We start from the raw sequence: 16,814 nt of genomic DNA, 5'->3' as shown, positions 1-16,814 counted from the left end.
ATCAAACAAATCTCTTAGCACTTAATGCTGCTATTGAAGCAGCAAGAGCAGGAGAACACGGAAGAGGATTTGCAGTTGTTGCTGATGAAGTTAGAAAACTAGCAGAGAGAACAGGAAAATCTTTAAATGAGATTGAAGCTAATGTTAATGTGCTTGTTCAAGGTATTAATGATATGAGTGAATCTATTAAAGAACAAACAGAGGGTATCTCACAGATTAATGAAGCTATTAATCAATTAGAGGGTGTTACACAACAAAGTGTTGAAGCTGTTAATAATTCTCAAGAAATTAGTCTAAAGATTAATGATATGGTAGGTGAAATAAAAATGGAGATTAAAAAGAAGCAATATTAATAGGACTTTATAGCCCCATTAAAGGTTATTGCCTTCTACCAAAGGTTATGGCATAAGCAGTATTTCTGATTTCAAATAAAGGATCTCTTGGAGCTTCTACTCCCGTTGGCAAATCTGATGGAAAATAGACATCTTTATTGCATTCCATTCCCTGATATTGCTGAACTTTTAAAGTCCCCACTAAGGTTTCTTTATGTTTGCCTTTCCAAAGTGCTGTTGTATCATCTGTCGCATCTCCTTTATTAGGATATACAAGATACATATCATATTCTATAGGTTTTGTTTGTGTGTAGGTTTGGAAGTTTTCTAGCAAGAAATCTTTATTGGCATTTTTAAGCTGTTCTTTATCAAGGTATTTTATTCCATCTTTTGGGATGAATTTCCATCTAGCAGGAATAAGATCTTTTTCTTTAGGTGTTTGAAACCAAAAAGTATGGATGCTATAAAAAGGTGTATTTTCAAGACTAGAGATTCCCATTTTATCGACAATGGCTGCATGGTTTCGATAAGAATCTACTTCTTGGGTTAATCGTTTGATTTTTTCTGTATCGACTTTTCCATTTACAGGTATTCTCATTTCAAAGAATTGTCCAAATTCTTGAGGGTTTTTTGCGAAATTTACTTCTGTATTTAGCATTACCATTGTCCAATGATGGTTATCTCCTTGAAATCGCAGAGCCATACCTCTTGCTTTACTTTTATCATCCATAATAGCACCACCTAGTGAATAACGAATTTCCATAGGAATAGAAGTTTGTTCAAATAGTGGAACATCAATTGTAGTAGTAATATCTTTAGCGGGTTCAAAAACTCCACTAGCACAGAAACCTTTTGCATGATTGATTTTTCTTTTGGGATCTTGTGGGCTACTATTTAGCTGATAAAATATATCCGCAATATCTTCTGCATCATAAGTTTTACTCTCTTGGGCTATTGCTATACTTCCTAATAAGGAACAAGCTAGTGCTAAATTTAAATACTTTTTGTTTTTCATTAATAAATCCTTTTGTTGTGGGTATTTAGAATGCGGATTATAATTTAAAATAGTTAATAGATTTACAATCTTAAAGAAATTTAGATTTGGGTTAATAATACATAGTATTCTTATAATTATTTAATAATTTTTGTTTTAAAATAATAATGTTTCTTATAATTTAGAGAAAAAAGGAATAAAGAATGCAAAAAATTGGTTTGTTTTATGGTAGTGATAGTGGCAATACTGAAAGTATTGCTAAGAAAATCGCTGATGTTTTAGGTGATGTAGATATTTTTGATGTTGCAAAAACAGAAAAATCAAAGCTTTTAGAATATAAGAATCTTATTTTGGCAACTCCAACTTATGGTAATGGAGATATGCAAGGAGATTGGGAAGAGTTTTTGGAAACTTTAAAGCCAGAGGATTTTAGCGGAAAAGTTATAGCATTAGTAGGTTTAGGCGATCAAGATACCTATGGAGATACCTTTTGTGATGGATTATTGCCTCTTTATGAATTATCACATAAAGAGGGAAAGATTATTGGATTTACAAAAACCAATGGCTATGAATATGAAGAAACAAAAGTAGTCGTTGATGGAGAATTTATAGGTTTAATGCTTGATGAAGATAATCAAGAAGAGTTAAGTGAGCAAAGGATTAAAGAATGGATTGACAATATTAAAGGGCAGTTTGAATAGTTAAAAGGCTTGATACCCTAGCAGGATACACTTATCAAAATAAGGCAATACGCACATTGCCTTAATCTCTCCTCGTATTCCAATATTCTCTAGGGTTTCATAATATTTAATATCAAACTGCAAGTGGCTTCCTAATTCTGTAGAAATTCCAACTCCGCTTTGCTCGTTAAAAATAATAAAGCGAGAAATTTTGGTAAATACAAGCACTAAAGAATCATAAAGTTTTTCTTTCTCTTTTGCATCACTTATCAAATGATAGGATTCATAGCTTAATAATTTTCTTCCCCTAAAGCGGATGTAATTTTTCTCTAAGCTTTGAATATGGACTTGTTGGTAAAAAGTCTCAAAATCCATAGCATAAGCAGCATATATCCCAAAATATAGCCATAAGAATAATTTAAAGGGATTCAGCAATGTCTTTAAAGCTTTCAAAGTAATATTTTTGTGCCTGTTGTAAGGATAGAGAGATAGAGCCTATCTTAAGCATATCACCCCCTGTTTTGGCTATTTTTGTTAGGCAGAAGTTAGAATTTTGGATTAAACCCCTTAAGGTTTTTAAAATAATTTCTTCTTTTTGATTGTCTATGGCAATTAAAACTTGTGTTGGGGATTCTGCAAAAAGTTCTTTAAAATCTAAAGATTGGATGCTCTCACAGCCTATTTGTCCTCTTATACAAGCCTTAGCAAGTGAAAGAGCAAGACCTCCTTGATAAACATCAACAGCAGCTTTTAATAATTCTTGCTCATTTGCTTTTAAAAGAATATCCCATAGGTATAATTCTTCTTGGAGATTGATAGAGGTAATAGGGGCTTTAATGCTATTGCCAAAGTGTTTTGCTACAATGCTTCCACCAAATTGGGGATTAAAGGATTTGGGCTTTAGATGATAGATACTAAGGTTTGCAGAGAAATTGCTGCAAAGTATTTTTAGGGGATTATGGATAACTCCGACACTAGCAATAGTTGGTGTAGGATAAATATCTTGTTGGTTTGTTTGATTATAGAGGCTAACATTTCCGCTTACAATAGGAGTATTGAGTATCTTGCAAGATTCTTTAATGCCTTCACAAGTTTCTTTAAATTGCCACATAACTTCTGGATTTTCTGGATTACCAAAATTAAGGCAATCTGTAATGGCTAAGGCTCTACCTCCTCTTAAGGCAATATCTCTTCCTGCTTTTGCTACTGCTTGTTTTGCACCTTCTTTAGGGTTAAGATAGCAGATTCTAATAGGGCATACCACGCTCATTGCTAAGGCTTTGTTGTTTTCTTTTACCCTAATTACACTTGCTCCTCCACTCCCGGCTTTGGTAATGGTATTGCCTTGCACCGTGCTATCATATTGTTCATAGACCCACGCTTTATCGCAAATATCAGGGTTTTTTAAGAGAGTTTGAAAGACTGCATTGGGTTCTAAAGATTGCAGTATTTCTTCTTTAAGTAATGGAATAGAATCTAAATAAGTAGGGCTTTGACTAACCGCACGCCTTAAAATAGGAGCTTCCTCACTTAAGGGAGCAATAGGAATTTCTGCACATTTTTCATCATACCAATAAAGCTCCATTTTGCCACTATTAGTAACCTCTCCAATGATTGCACAATCAAGTTCCCATTTTTTAAAAATTTCTATAATTTCTGCTTCACAACCTTTCTTAGCACAAATAAGCATTCGCTCTTGGGATTCACTAAGCATCAATTCATAAGGATTCATTGCTTTTTCCCGCATAGGCACTCTATCTAAATGTAGTATCATTCCACTTCCACTGCGTCCCGCCATTTCAAAACTAGAGCTTGTAAGCCCAGCAGCACCCATATCTTGTATCCCTACAATTAGATCCTTTTTAAATAATTCTAAACAAGCTTCTAAGAGTAATTTTTCAGTAAATGGGTCGCCTATTTGCACGGTAGGACGCAAGGATTTAGAATCTTCACTAAAAGAATCGCTACTCATAACAGCTCCTCCTAAGCCATCGCGTCCTGTTTTGCTCCCTACATAAATAACAGGATTTCCAATCCCTTCGGCTTTTCCATAAAAGATTTCATCATTTTTAATAATCCCTAAAGTAAAGGCATTAACTAAGATATTACCCTCATAACAAGATTCAAAGCTTATTTCCCCTCCAATGGTTGGGACACCCATACAATTACCATATCCTCCTATGCCACTTACAACTCCACGCAATAAATAGCGATGTTTAGAGCCTATGGAATCTTTTTTAGTAATATCTCCAAAGCGGATAGAATTAAGGTTTGCTACAGGTCTAGCCCCCATAGTGAAAATATCCCGCATAATTCCTCCCACTCCTGTGGCAGCTCCTGCATAAGGTTCGATGAAACTTGGGTGATTATGGGATTCTATTTTAAAGACTGCTCCATACCCACCACCAATATCAATAATCCCTGCATTCTCACCTGGACCTTGAAGAACCCATTGTGCGCTAGTTGGGAATCCATTAAGATAAATCTTGCTTGATTTATAGCTACAATGCTCACTCCACATAGCAGAAAAAAGCCCAATTTCGATAAGGTTTGGCTTTCTTTGTAAAATATTTAGTATCTTTTGATAATCCTCTAATGTTAGCTTATGTTGTTTTAAAATTAATTCCAGATTTTCCATTGATTACCTTAAGTTTAATGTGTAGTTTTTACTAGCCAAATAATATAAATAATAAAAGTTTAACAAACAAGTGATAAAGTAGAGATAAACTAAGAATGAGATAAATATTTTTTAAGTAGAATCGTTTGCTAAATCAAGATTATCTTTCATAGGAGAAAATTATAATGCAATACATCAAGTTTTTTAGGGAGCTAAATAATAAAGATGTCCATATTGTGGGCGGTAAAAATGCAAGTATTGGCGAGATGTTCCAAGAGCTTGTTCCTATGGGTATTAAAGTCCCTAATGGATTTGCTATTACAAGTGAGGCATATTGGTATTTGCTAGATAGTGCCGGGATTAGAGAAAAAATTAAAGAGCTTCTTGATGGGATTGATGTAACAGAAATTGATGTTTTAAATGTTCGCTCTAAAAAGATACGTGATATGATTTTTGGAACGCCATTGCCTACGGATTTGCGTGAAGAAATTTTAGAGGCTTATAGGATTTTAAGTGAAGAATATGGAATGGAGGAAGCTGATGTAGCCGTTAGAAGCTCTGCTACTGCAGAGGATTTGCCTGATGCTTCTTTTGCAGGACAGCAAGATACTTATTTGAGCGTTCAGGGACAGACAGAGCTTATCCATTATATTAAATCTTGTATGGCTTCACTTTTTACCGATAGAGCTGTAAGTTATAGGGCTTCAAGGGGATTTGACCATTTTAAGGTAGCCTTGTCTGTTGGGATTCAAAAGATGGTTCGCTCTGATAAGGCAAGTTCTGGAGTAATGTTTAGTATTGATACAGAAACAGGATTTAAAGACGCTGTTTTAATTACTTCTTCTTGGGGATTGGGTGAGAATGTTGTAGGAGGCACTGTTAATCCTGATGAATTTTATGTTTTTAAACCCGCTTTAGAATTGGGAAAACGTCCTATTTTGAAGCGTCAATTAGGGCATAAAAACATAAAAATGGTTTATGCAGCCTCTGGTGCTAAACATCCTACAAAAAATATCGACACCACAGAAGAAGAATTAAAGAGTTTTTCTATTAATGATGATGAAGTCTTGACTTTAGCGCGTTATGCGGTTTTAATTGAAAAGCATTACTCTAAAGAGGCAGGTGAATATCGTCCTATGGATATGGAATGGGCAAAAGATGGGAATAGTGGAGAGATTTTTATCGTCCAAGCGCGTCCAGAGACAGTGCAGAGTCAAAAAATGAAAAAAAATAGCAATACCTTAGAGAAGTATTATTTTGTAGATTCTCGAGAAAAGCCTGTTTTGATTCGTGGTAAAGCAGTTGGTGCAAGGATTGGAACAGGGAAGATTAGGGTAATTAATGATATTGTGAATATGGGAGAATTAAAAGTCGGGGAGATTTTAGTAACAGATAACACTGATCCTGATTGGGAACCAGCGATGAAGAAGGCTGCTGCGGTTATTACTAATCGTGGAGGTAGGACTTGCCACGCTGCTATTGTAGCGCGAGAAATTGGAGTTCCTGCTATTGTAGGTGCAGTAGGTGCTACGGAGACTTTAGAGACAGGAATGGAGGTAACGGTTTCTTGTGCGGAGGGGGAAGATGGATTAGTGTATGATGGAATCTTTAAATATGAAGTTGAGAGAGTGGATTTAAGTTCTTTAGAACAACCAAAAACAAAAATTTATATCAATGTAGGAAATCCTGAAAAATCTTTTGCCTTTTCGATGATTCCTAATAATGGAGTAGGGTTGGCTAGAATGGAATTTATTATTAATAATTATATCAAAGCGCATCCTTTGGCATTGATTGATTTACACAATGGCAATCAAGAATTTGATGGGATAGAAGGAGTGCGGGAGATTATGTCTGGTTATGCCAACCCTAAGGATTTTTTTGTTAAAAAAATTGCAGAAGGTGTGGGGATGATTGCAGCGGCTTTTTATCCTAAGCCTGTTATTGTAAGAACAAGCGATTTTAAATCTAACGAATATCGTAGAATGGTGGGCGGTAAAAATTATGAACCCCGCGAAGAGAATCCTATGATTGGTTATAGGGGTGCTAGTAGGTATTATTCTAAAGAATATATCCACGCCTTTGAATTAGAATGTCAAGGTTTAGCAATGGCTAGGAATGAAATGGGATTTACGAATATGAAGATCATGATTCCTTTTTTGAGGACTCCTGAAGAAGGGAAACGCGTTTTAGAAATTATGCGTAAGAATGGACTTGTTCAAGGAGAGAATGGATTAGAAATTTATGTAATGTGTGAGTTACCCGTAAATGTGATTTTAGCTGATGAGTTTTTACAACTTTTTGATGGATTTTCTATAGGATCTAATGATTTAACACAGCTTATTTTGGGTGTAGATAGAGATGGTGAGCTTGTAAGTCATGTTTTTGATGAGCGTAATCCTGCTCTCTTAAAGATGTTTAAACTTGCTATTGATGCTTGTAAAAGACATAATAAATATTGTGGAATCTGCGGACAAGCACCAAGTGATTATCCAGAAATTGCAGAATTTTTGGTAGAAAATGGTATTTCTTCAATTTCTTTAAATCCTGATTCTGTGATTGAGACTTGGGATAGGATTGTTAAGTTGGAGAAAAAATTAGGGATTTCATAAGGGTAAAATATGAAACTTGCGGTATTTGATTTTGATTCTACTTTAATGGATGGAGAAACTATTGATTTTTTAGCCAAAGCTTATGGAAAAGAAGAGGAGGTTAGTAAAATCACTAAAAAAGCTATGAATGGGGAGTTGGACTTTTATCAAAGCTTAAAAAAGAGAGTGGAGACCTTAGCTGGAATGCCTTTACCTCTTGTAGAGGAGATTTGTAATGATCTCCCTTATATTTCTGGTGCTAAAGAATTAATCCTTGCTTTAAAGGGTAAGGATTATAAGGTAGTAGTTTTTAGTGGAGGGTTTGATGAGGGAGTTAGTGCCGGTAAGAAAGTATTGGGTTATGATATACATTTTAGTAATACTTTGCATCATAAAAATGGAGTTTTAACCGGAGAGGTTGGAGGGGAGATGATGTTTAGCTACTCTAAGGGGAGAATGCTTAAGAAAGTGCAGAATCTCTTAGGTATTGGTGAAGAGGATACCATTGTAATGGGTGATGGTGCTAATGATATTTCAATGTTTCCTTATGCAAAAAAAACTATTTCCTTTTGTGGTAAAGATATTGTTAAGAAGTTTGCAAATATTATTGTAGATAAGCGGGATTTGAGAGAAATTATCGCATATATTTAAGGAGTTTATGATGTCTGAGAATGTTTCCTTTTCGCTATGGTGTGATTTTATTGAAAGAGAATTTTTGGAAAATCAGTTTAAGGCAATGGTGGAAGGCAGAGTGATACAGGGGGCTACTAGTAATCCTGCTATTTTTCAACAAGCATTGACTAATGCAAGTTACCAAGAACAAAAGGAATCATTAAAAGGCAAAGATTTAAAAGAGATTTATGAAAATTTAGCGATTGAAGATATAAAAAGAGCTGCAGAAATTTTACTCCCCATTTATGAAGATAATCCTAATGATGGCTATATTAGTTTTGAGATTGATCCCAATTTATGTGATAATTCTAAGGGAAGCATTGAGGAGGGTATTAGGCTTTTTAAGAGCATTGGCTATCCTAATGTGATGATTAAGATTCCAGCTACTAAAGCAGGGATTGTAGCTATGGAAGAATTGATTTTGCAAGGCATTCCCGTGAATGCAACTTTGGTTTTTTCTAAAGAACAAGCTATTGATTGTATGGAATCGTTTAAAAAAGCTTATGATATGTTAAAAGAACGCAATAAGATAGAATTAAAAGAATATCCACGCGCAGTCATTAGTATCTTTGTTTCTAGGTTTGATAGAAAATGTGATGAGATTTTTAGGGATAAAGAGATACCAATGGCTACTTTAGGGATTAAAAATGCGCAATATCTTTATAAGATTGTTAAAGAATATTCTTTGCCTGTTAGACCCCTCTTTGCTAGCACAGGAGTTAAGGGTGGAGACTTAGAGCCTAGTTATTATATTAAAGAGCTTTATCACCCTTATGCTATTAATACGGCTCCTTTAGCCGCTTTAGAATCTTTTATAGAATTAAAAGTTGTTGATGATGCTTATTTGCCTAGCAATGAGGAATTAGAAGATTATTTTAAAATGGTTAAAGAGGCAGAAATTGATATAGAAGCAGTAGCAAAAGAATTATTGCAACAGGGATTAGAGGATTTCAAAGAGGCATTTAGAAAAATTTTAGAGAGTTTAAATTAAATAAAGTTTTAAAAAAAAAATGCCATAATTTTGGCTTTTAATTTTATGAATGAAGGATTTAAATGTTAAGTGGAATAATTAGAGAGAGTATTTCTAAGGCAGATACTAAAGCTTTAAGAAAAAATGGTTATCTAATTGCAAATATTTATGGGAAAGGCAAAGAAAATATTCATTGCGCCTTTAAACGTAATGATTTTATACGAGAAGTTCGTAATAAAGCCGATTTGATTTTTAAAGTTCAAGTGGATTCTAAGGAATATCCTGTTGTGATTCAAGAATATCAAAAAGATCCCATTACTAGTGATATTATCCATGTGGATTTAATGTTAGCCCAAGAAGGAGTTGAGGCTAAGTATTCTGTAAAAGTAAAAGTTGTAGGGATTGCAAAAGGGTTGAAAAATAAAGGAGTTTTAATGCTTTCTAAAAAACGTATTAAAGTTAAAGCTGCTCCTGAGAATCTCCCAAAAAATTATGAAATTGATGTAACAAATCTTGATGTAGGGGATGTTATTCTTATACGCGATTTACCACAAAATAATGGAGTGAAAATCGTAGAAAGAGATGATGTGGCTATTGTAGGTGTTATCAAATCTCGTTAATGTTTTTAATTGTTGGTTTAGGGAATCCCGGAGATAAATACAAGCACAATCGCCATAATATAGGATTTATGGTGATAGATTATCTTATCACTTCTTTAAAAGCAACTAAACAATCCAATAAAGACTTCTGTGGTGAGCTTTATAAGTCTCACCAAATATTTTTGTTAAAGCCCACTACTTTTATGAATGCTTCTGGAGAATCTCTTTTAAGAGTAAAGAATTATTATAAAATAGACAATATTTTAGTGATACACGATGATTTGGATTTAGAATTTGGTGTAATTAGATTTAAATTTGGTGGTGGAAATGGTGGGCATAATGGATTAAAGTCTATTGATTGTCTATGTGGGAATGAGTATTATAGGATTCGTTATGGTATTGGGAAGCCACAAAACAAAAAAGAAGTGATTAAATGGGTGTTAGAGGATTTTAGCGATAAGGAAGTAATGCTTAATGAGGATTTAATTAAACATTGCGCGAAGGTTGCCATAGAAATTACAAAATTAGAAAACCCTGCATTGCTTGCTCAAAAAATCTCGTGTTCTTATACGATTAATCATTTTAAAAAAACTCAAGAAGAATCCGCCCAATGAGCTTATTTTATCGTTATATTAGTTTTTCTTATATTCGGTATTTTCTCATACTTTTTATTGCGTTAGAATGTTTTTTTGTTTTTATTGACTTAATGCGATTTGTCGATGATTTTCCTAATTCTGCTAATTTAGTAGTTTTATTGATTGTCTATGAATTTATCTATGCAAGCGGTTTTATTTTGCCCCTTGCACTCATATTAGCGCAAATTGTTTTAATAAACATTATGTTAAGGAGTTCTCAATGGACTGCATTCTTGGCACTTGGGTATTCAAAATTTAATATTTTTTTTCCTATATTTTTAATAAGTTTTGTGATAACCGCTAGTTTTATTGCTTTAAACGCTACGCCCTTTGCTTATGCTAAAGAAAAAATAGAATTGATTGTAGAGAGGGGCTATGTAGGGAGCTATAAAAGCAATGTATTATTAAAATATCAGCAGTATTATATTTATTTTGAAAAGATTTTTCCATTATTGCAAAGTGCAGAGGGGGTAAGGGTTTATGAGTTTAATCCACAAACTTTATTGATTGATAAAGTGATTCAATCACAAAGGGCTGTTTTTAATGGGGAAGAGTGGAGATTAGAAGATGTAAAGATTATTATTGTGCCAAAAGATTTAAAATTAGGTGAAACCCCAATAGCTGTTGAACATCAAGAGAGCTATACGATTTTAGAAGGATTTAAGCCTAAGATTTTGGATAATATTTACGAGAGACAAGGGAGCATTTCTTTAATGGATGCTTATGAGGCAATAAAACTTCTATCGCAACAAGGTATTAATACGCAAAAACTTAGAGCTTCTTTTTATGCTTTACTCTTATTTCCTCTTTTTGCACCTTTAATGATGATTTCTTTATCGAGGTTTGTTCCTGATACTAATCGTTATGTCCATTTAGGTATGATGGTTTTTGGAATGCTCCTTAGTATTTTATTGCTATGGGGGATATTTTTTAGCCTTTCAAGATTGGCTATTAGTGGATTTTTGTTGCCTGAAATTGGTATTTTATTGCCTTTTGCAGTATTTATGGTAGTGGGTGGTTGGATGTTTTTAAGATTATTAAAATAGAGAAAGGATAAAAATGACTGCTTTGTTAAGTGTAAGTGATAAGACTAATATAACTCCTTTTGCAAAGGAGTTGGTAGCAATAGGATATGAGATTTTATCTACGGGCGGAACTCTAAAAGCCTTAAGAGAGGAGGGGATAAAAGCCATAGAAGTGAGTAGCTATACCCAAAGCGAAGAGATGTTTGGTGGGAGGGTTAAGACGCTTCATCCTAGAATTGCTGGTGGGATTTTATATCGCAGAGAAAATAGCGAAGATGTTAAAATTGCTCAAGAATATGGGATAAGGGATATTAATCTTGTTTGTGTGAATCTCTATCCTTTTAAACAAACCATACAAAGAACTGATGATTTTGATGAAATTATAGAAAATATTGATATTGGTGGTCCTACCTTGCTTAGAGCAGCTGCTAAGAATTTTCAATCTGTATTGGTGGTTAGCAATCCTAAGGATTATGCTTTTATTGTTGAAGCATTAAAAAATCATCAAAATACTCTAGCATTGCGTCAAAAAATGATGATAAAAGCTTATGAACATACTGCAAGTTATGATGTGATGATTGCTAATTATATGAATAAAACTTTTAAAGAGGGGTTTGGGGATGTGCATTTTTTAGCGGGGAATCTTGTTGGCAAAACGCGCTATGGCGAGAATCCTCATCAAAAAGGTGCTTATTATGAATGGGAGGATTTTTATTCTAAAAATTTTAAAATCTTAAAAGGAGAGCTAAGTTTTAATAATCTAACAGATATTAATAGTGCTATAAAGATTGCTTCAAGCTTTGGTCAAAACAAAGCTGTATGTATTGTAAAACACGCTAATCCTTGTGGTTTTGCCATAGGAGATACTTTGTTGGATTCTTACAAAGAAGCCTTAAAATGCGATAGCATTTCCGCTTATGGAGGTGTTGTAGCTATTAATGGGGAAGTGGATTTAGCTTTAGCGCAAGAAATAGGAAAAATATTCCTTGAAGTTTTAGTCGCTCCAAGTATTACTAAGGAAGCATTGGAATTTTTAATGCCTAAAAAAAAGCTAAAGATTTTTCTTTGTGGGGAGGAGTATTTAAAGCTTCCTAGAGATGCCAAAAACTTTAAGCATATTGAAGGGGGATTTCTTTTACAAGAAAGCGATGAAGTTTTGAGTGATGAAGTGAAAAACTCGGAATGTATGAGTATTAAAAAAGCTACTAACACACAAATGCAAGATTTAGAAATTGCTTATAAAATCGTCGCACTTGTGAAGTCTAATTGTGTTGTTTATGTGAAAAATCGTGCTATGGTAGCTATTGGAATGGGAATGACAAGTCGTGTTGATGCGGCTAAGGCTGCTATTGCTAAGGCAAAAGAGATGGGAATAGATTTGCAAGGCTGTGTGCTAGCTTCTGAAGCTTTTTTTCCCTTTAAAGATAGCATACAAGAGGCTCATAAAGTAGGTGTTAGTGCAGTAATTGAACCCGGTGGGAGTATCCGAGATGAAGAAGTGATAGCTTGTGCTAATGAGAATAATATGGCACTTTATTTTAGCTATAAAAGGCATTTTTTACATTAGGGCATTGTTGAAATGTTGGGTTTGGATTGGGGCTTTATAAATGGTGCTATTCCAACTTTTGCTAAAGCTCTATGGCTTACTTTGCATTTATCTTTTTTGGGTGTGATATTTTCTATTGTTGTGGGATTTTTTATAGCCATTATTGAGTATTACAAGATTAGAGGTTTTTACCTTGTGGCGAAAGTTTATGTAGAACTATCACGCAATACACCCTTACTTATCCAATTATTTTTTCTTTATTATGGGTTACCACAAATTGGTTGGAAGCTTGATAGTTATACTTGTGCTTTGGTGGGTGTAGTGTTTTTGGGTGGGAGTTATATGGCAGAATCTTTTCGTGCAGGATTAGAGTCTGTAAGCAAGATTCAGCTAGAGAGTGCTAGAAGCTTGGGGTTTAATGAGATTCAGCTTATTTTTTATATCGTATTACCCCAAAGTCTTATGGTAAGCTTCCCTTATATTGGTGCTAATGCAATTTTTTTACTTAAAGAGACCTCTGTGGTAAGCGGTATTGCTTTAGCTGATGTTTTGTATGTAACAAAAGATTTATTAGGGAGTTATTATAAAAGTAGTGAAACTTTATTATTGCTTGTTCTTTGTTATTTGGTTGTTTTGCTTCCATTGTCATTTTTATTTTATTCCTTAGAAAAACATTATAAAAGGATTATGGATTAAATGGAGATTTTGTTGGATTGGCAAATAATAAAAAGAATCTTAGAAGGGGTAGGGGTTACTTTTATTATTGCTTTGAGTGCTATCTTTTTTTCTTGCATTTTTGGGGTTATTTTAGGCTATTTGATGACTTTGCCTTGTAGGGTTTTGAATGTCTTTTGTCGTTTTTATTTGGAGAGTATTCGTATTATTCCTATCCTTGTTTGGCTTTTTATTGTCTATTTTGGACTTTCTTTTTTACACTTAAGTGCCATAGAGACTTGCATTATTGTCTTTAGTCTTTGGGGTATTGCGGAGATGGGGGATTTAGTGCGTGGAGCAATATCAAGTATTCCTAAGCACCAAAGCCAAAGTGGTAGAGCTTTGGGGTTAAGTGAGATGCAAATTCAAATTTTTATTATCTTTCCACAGACTTTAAAAAGGCTTTTGCCACCTTTGGTGAATCTTTTTACGCGAATGATTAAAACGACTTCATTAGCCGCTTTGATTGGAGTAAGTGATATGCTAAAGGTTGGACAACAAATTATTGAAATTAATATTATTGACTATCCACAGGCGAGTTTTTGGGTTTATGGTGGAATTTTCTTTTTGTATTTTTTACTTTGCTATCCTCTATCTTTTTTTAGTCGTATCTTAGAGAGGAAGTTTGCATAAGGAGGATAAATGGCTCATCATTTAAAAAACGAAATTTTATTAAAAATTGAGAATCTAACCAAATTATTTGGCGAGACTTTAATTTTAGATGATATTTCTTTAGAGATAAAAAAGGGTGAAGTATGTGCAATTTTAGGTCCAAGTGGTTGTGGAAAAAGCACATTTTTACGCTGTATTAATGGATTAGAAATGATTAATCAAGGAAAGATTTATTTTAAAGGAGAGGATGTTGCTTTAGCGGAGTGGAGAAAGATTCGGGAAAAGATAGGTATGGTTTTTCAAAGTTATGAGCTTTTTCCCCATTTAAATGTCTTAGAAAATATCATTTTAGCCCCTCTTAAAGTGCAAAAAAGAAAAAAAGAAGATGTGGTTTCTCACGCATTGAAGCTTTTAAAGCGCGTTGGCTTAGAAGAAAAACGCAATTCTTATCCACGGGAATTAAGTGGAGGACAGAAGCAAAGAGTGGCTATTATTCGATCTTTATGTATGAATCCTGAAATGATGTTATTTGACGAGGTAACGGCATCTTTGGATCCTGAAATGGTTAAAGAAGTCTTAGAGGTTATTAGAGAATTAGCAAGTGAGGGAATGACAATGATTTTAGTAACACACGAGATGAAATTTGCCCAAAATGTTGCCGATAGGGTTGTTTTCTTTGATAAGGGAAAAATTGCAGAAATAGCTTCCCCTAAAGAGTTTTTTACAAATCCACAAAGCAATATAGCAAAGCGATTCTTAAATGTTTTTGAGTTTTGATAAGAAAATTTTATGGAATTATGGAAACGGGTTTATTTTTTTAGTATAATTGAGGCTTTTGAAGGAATTTAATAAAGGAATAATGTATGAAAAAAACAATTATTTTGTTTTTTGGTCTAATATTGGGCTTTTGTCTAGTGGGTTGTGGTAATCAGTCTAAAGGTGATAATGCTTTAGAGATGCTTAGGAAAAAAGATGTTATTACCATTGGAGTTTTTAGTGATAAACCTCCCTTTGGATTTATTAATAAAGAGGGGCAAAATGATGGCTTTGATGTTTTAATTTCTAAGCAAATTGCTAAAGATTTATTGGGAGATTCATCAAAAGTTAAATTTGAATTGGTAGAAGCTGCTAGTCGTGTGGAGTTTTTAAAAAGTGGCAAAGTTGATATTATTATGGCAAACTTTACGAAAACAAAAGAAAGAGAGGAAGTAGTTAATTTTGCAACACCTTATATGAAAGTGGCTTTAGGAGTGGTTTCCTTAGGTGGCAATATTGCTTCTATTGAAGATTTAAAGGGTAAAAAACTTATTGTTAATAAAGGGACAACGGCGGATTTTTATTTTAGTAAAAATCATCCTGAAATTGAGCTTTTGAAATTTGACCAAAACACTGAAGCTTTTTTGGCTTTGAAAGATGCTAGAGGAGACGCATTGGCTCACGATAATTTATTGGTATTTGCGTGGGCTAAAGAAAATCCTGAGTTTGCAGTGGGGATTGAGAAACTAGGCGAAGAGGATGTTATTGCCCCCGCAGTAAAAAAGGAGGATAAAGAATTATTGGAATGGTTAAATAAAGAAATAGAAACTTTAAATACTAATGGCTTTATGAAAGAATCTTATGAAAAAACTTTAGCCCTTATTTATGGAGCTGATAAAATAGATTCTGTTCTTTTTGTAAAATAAAACTCGTTTTCTTTTTCTTTTCTCCACTTTTGTTTGTGAGTGGGGGGGGGGGGATTATTTTAGTTATATGACTATCATATAAATAATTAATTAAAGGAGAAGAAATGTTTTCTTGGGGTAATTACTCTCTTAAACGCAAATTTGTTGTAATGCAAACCATTGTTTTTATACTTGCTTTTGTTCCATTTGTTTTTTTGATTGTTTTTTTGATGCAAAGCAATATTGATAAAGAATTAAAGAGACAATTAGAACAAGTCAGTGTTTTAGTAGATAAGAATTTTTCAATTATTGCAGAACAAATTGTTACAGAAACTACTAAGTCTTATAATATTTTTGAATCTATGATAGAACAAAATTATGGCAAAAAACATTCTAATAGTTGGAGTATTAATACACAAAACACTATCAATATCAAAGATAAGACGACTTTTGATTTATCTTATAATGGATATTCTGTTACCAATATGCAACCTATTTTGGATTATATATTAACTATGACTAAAAGTGTTGGAACGATTTTCATTAAGGATATTGACGGAGATTTTGTTAGGATTGCTACTTCCTTAAGAGATACTAATGGTAATTTAGTGGTGGGAACGAATTTGGGTAAAAATCATCCAGCCTTTCAGAAAATCAATAATAAAGAAATTTTCACAGGAAGGGTAAGACTCTTTGGATATGATTATATGTCTATTTACGCACCTGTGCTTAGTGCTTCTAATGAAGTAATTGGGATTTTATTTGTTGCTTATCAATTAGAAGATTTTTATAGAGCTTTAAAAAATAGTTTAAGTCAAATTCCTATTGGAGCTCAAGGTGGAATTTTGGTTCTTGATAAGAAGTTTAATAAATTTATAGTAGGGGATTCTGAGCAATTAGATGATAGGAGTTATTTTGCAAATCCTCCAGAAAATGATTTTATAGTTTATAGCAAAGATGGCAAACATTATAAGACTTTTGGTTTTTATAATAAGCCTTTAGAAGTGTATGTATTGGTAGAGGCTGTAATAGAAGACTTCACCAAAACCATTGTAGTTCTTCAAGAGATTATTGTTGCGGCACTTTTAGCTATTGTGGTGATAGTTTTGCTACTTTTATCCTTTGCAATAGGAAAACTCTTATCTCCTCTCTCCACCATCCAAAAAGGA

At 33.6% G+C, this 16,814-nt stretch carries 17 protein-coding genes; 14 read left to right on the top strand and 3 right to left on the bottom strand.

Translation table 11 applies throughout. The features are described 5' to 3' along the window. A partial coding sequence (locus C6H18_RS08310; protein WP_233704110.1) for a methyl-accepting chemotaxis protein occupies positions 1-353 on the top strand: 353 nt, incomplete at its 5' end. Between the two features lie 25 nt (positions 354-378). Here C6H18_RS08310 and C6H18_RS08305 read toward each other — a convergent pair. After that, positions 379-1,347 carry a catalase family peroxidase gene (locus C6H18_RS08305; RefSeq protein WP_104722639.1) on the bottom strand — a complete coding sequence of 323 codons (969 nt, stop codon included), beginning with the start codon at positions 1,345-1,347 and terminating at the stop codon, positions 379-381. Between the two features lie 182 nt (positions 1,348-1,529). Here C6H18_RS08305 and C6H18_RS08300 point away from each other — a divergent pair, with 182 nt between their 5' ends. Next, positions 1,530-2,027, top strand: a complete 498-nt coding sequence (locus C6H18_RS08300) for a flavodoxin (protein ID WP_104722638.1) — start codon at positions 1,530-1,532, stop codon at positions 2,025-2,027. On the opposite strand, the gene C6H18_RS08295 is transcribed toward C6H18_RS08300, so the two are convergent. Together C6H18_RS08295 and purL are read right to left on the bottom strand one after the other, a co-directional pair. Beyond that, on the bottom strand, positions 2,028-2,441 hold the full coding sequence (locus tag C6H18_RS08295; protein WP_233704109.1) for a hypothetical protein: 414 nt from the start codon (positions 2,439-2,441) through the stop codon (positions 2,028-2,030). It abuts the gene before it with no gap. Then, positions 2,425-4,644: a phosphoribosylformylglycinamidine synthase subunit PurL gene (purL, locus tag C6H18_RS08290; protein WP_104722637.1), complete on the bottom strand. Its 2,220-nt coding sequence runs from the start codon at positions 4,642-4,644 to the stop codon at positions 2,425-2,427. The genes C6H18_RS08295 and purL overlap by 17 nt, the downstream gene beginning before the upstream one ends. Before the next feature lie 164 nt (positions 4,645-4,808). Here purL and ppsA point away from each other — a divergent pair, with 164 nt between their 5' ends. From ppsA to C6H18_RS08230, 12 genes are all read left to right on the top strand, one after another. Further along, entirely contained in the window at positions 4,809-7,232 is a 2,424-nt protein-coding gene (gene ppsA / locus C6H18_RS08285; protein WP_104722636.1) for a pyruvate, water dikinase, read from the top strand. A 9-nt stretch (positions 7,233-7,241) separates the two neighbouring features. Next, on the top strand, positions 7,242-7,862 hold the full coding sequence (gene serB, locus C6H18_RS08280; RefSeq protein ID WP_104722635.1) for a phosphoserine phosphatase SerB: 621 nt from the start codon (positions 7,242-7,244) through the stop codon (positions 7,860-7,862). A gap of 10 nt (positions 7,863-7,872) precedes the next feature. After that, positions 7,873-8,874: a transaldolase gene (locus C6H18_RS08275; RefSeq protein ID WP_104722634.1), complete on the top strand. Its 1,002-nt coding sequence runs from the start codon at positions 7,873-7,875 to the stop codon at positions 8,872-8,874. Positions 8,875-8,936: 62 nt separating this feature from the next. Continuing rightward, complete coding sequence (locus C6H18_RS08270) at positions 8,937-9,473, top strand: 50S ribosomal protein L25/general stress protein Ctc (RefSeq protein ID WP_104722633.1); 537 nt, start codon at positions 8,937-8,939, stop codon at positions 9,471-9,473. After that, a complete protein-coding gene (gene pth / locus C6H18_RS08265) occupies positions 9,473-10,066 on the top strand; it encodes an aminoacyl-tRNA hydrolase (protein WP_104722632.1) in 594 nt (197 codons plus the stop codon). The genes C6H18_RS08270 and pth overlap by 1 nt, the downstream gene beginning before the upstream one ends. After that, entirely contained in the window at positions 10,063-11,133 is a 1,071-nt protein-coding gene (locus C6H18_RS08260; RefSeq protein WP_104722631.1) for an LptF/LptG family permease, read from the top strand. Before pth ends, C6H18_RS08260 begins: the two co-directional genes overlap by 4 nt. Positions 11,134-11,146: 13 nt before the next feature. Further along, the gene (gene purH / locus C6H18_RS08255; protein ID WP_104722630.1) at positions 11,147-12,679 is read left to right on the top strand and encodes a bifunctional phosphoribosylaminoimidazolecarboxamide formyltransferase/IMP cyclohydrolase; all 1,533 of its coding nucleotides are present in this window, start codon (positions 11,147-11,149) and stop codon (positions 12,677-12,679) included. A gap of 12 nt (positions 12,680-12,691) precedes the next feature. Continuing rightward, positions 12,692-13,354 (top strand): amino acid ABC transporter permease, encoded by a 663-nt coding sequence (locus tag C6H18_RS08250; RefSeq protein WP_104722629.1) that lies wholly within the window; start codon positions 12,692-12,694, stop codon positions 13,352-13,354. Beyond that, positions 13,355-14,005 (top strand): amino acid ABC transporter permease, encoded by a 651-nt coding sequence (locus C6H18_RS08245; RefSeq protein WP_104722628.1) that lies wholly within the window; start codon positions 13,355-13,357, stop codon positions 14,003-14,005. 9 nt (positions 14,006-14,014) lie between these two features. Beyond that, complete coding sequence (locus C6H18_RS08240; protein ID WP_104722627.1) at positions 14,015-14,761, top strand: amino acid ABC transporter ATP-binding protein; 747 nt, start codon at positions 14,015-14,017, stop codon at positions 14,759-14,761. Positions 14,762-14,847: 86 nt separating this feature from the next. Further along, positions 14,848-15,666, top strand: a complete 819-nt coding sequence (locus C6H18_RS08235) for a transporter substrate-binding domain-containing protein (protein WP_104722626.1) — start codon at positions 14,848-14,850, stop codon at positions 15,664-15,666. Between the two features lie 104 nt (positions 15,667-15,770). Further along, a partial coding sequence (locus tag C6H18_RS08230; RefSeq protein WP_158654895.1) for a Cache 3/Cache 2 fusion domain-containing protein occupies positions 15,771-16,814 on the top strand: 1,044 nt, incomplete at its 3' end.

It is taken from the genome of Helicobacter mesocricetorum, from assembly GCF_900198605.1.
GTDB classification, from domain to species: Bacteria; Campylobacterota; Campylobacteria; order Campylobacterales; family Helicobacteraceae; genus Helicobacter_D; species Helicobacter_D mesocricetorum.
This window is presented reverse-complemented; position numbering and strand designations above follow the sequence as displayed.

Coding starts and splice junctions, on each gene's coding strand:
- pth (WP_104722632.1), top strand. CDS start 9,473: ATGTTTTTAATTGTTGGTTTAGGGAATCCCGGAGATAAATACAAGCAC.
- C6H18_RS08300 (WP_104722638.1), top strand. CDS start 1,530: ATGCAAAAAATTGGTTTGTTTTATGGTAGTGATAGTGGCAATACTGAA.
- C6H18_RS08250 (WP_104722629.1), top strand. CDS start 12,692: ATGTTGGGTTTGGATTGGGGCTTTATAAATGGTGCTATTCCAACTTTT.
- purH (WP_104722630.1), top strand. CDS start 11,147: ATGACTGCTTTGTTAAGTGTAAGTGATAAGACTAATATAACTCCTTTT.
- C6H18_RS08305 (WP_104722639.1), bottom strand. CDS start 1,347: ATGAAAAACAAAAAGTATTTAAATTTAGCACTAGCTTGTTCCTTATTA.
- C6H18_RS08240 (WP_104722627.1), top strand. CDS start 14,015: ATGGCTCATCATTTAAAAAACGAAATTTTATTAAAAATTGAGAATCTA.
- C6H18_RS08270 (WP_104722633.1), top strand. CDS start 8,937: ATGTTAAGTGGAATAATTAGAGAGAGTATTTCTAAGGCAGATACTAAA.
- ppsA (WP_104722636.1), top strand. CDS start 4,809: ATGCAATACATCAAGTTTTTTAGGGAGCTAAATAATAAAGATGTCCAT.
- serB (WP_104722635.1), top strand. CDS start 7,242: ATGAAACTTGCGGTATTTGATTTTGATTCTACTTTAATGGATGGAGAA.
- C6H18_RS08275 (WP_104722634.1), top strand. CDS start 7,873: ATGTCTGAGAATGTTTCCTTTTCGCTATGGTGTGATTTTATTGAAAGA.
- purL (WP_104722637.1), bottom strand. CDS start 4,644: ATGGAAAATCTGGAATTAATTTTAAAACAACATAAGCTAACATTAGAG.
- C6H18_RS08260 (WP_104722631.1), top strand. CDS start 10,063: ATGAGCTTATTTTATCGTTATATTAGTTTTTCTTATATTCGGTATTTT.
- C6H18_RS08245 (WP_104722628.1), top strand. CDS start 13,355: ATGGAGATTTTGTTGGATTGGCAAATAATAAAAAGAATCTTAGAAGGG.
- C6H18_RS08235 (WP_104722626.1), top strand. CDS start 14,848: ATGAAAAAAACAATTATTTTGTTTTTTGGTCTAATATTGGGCTTTTGT.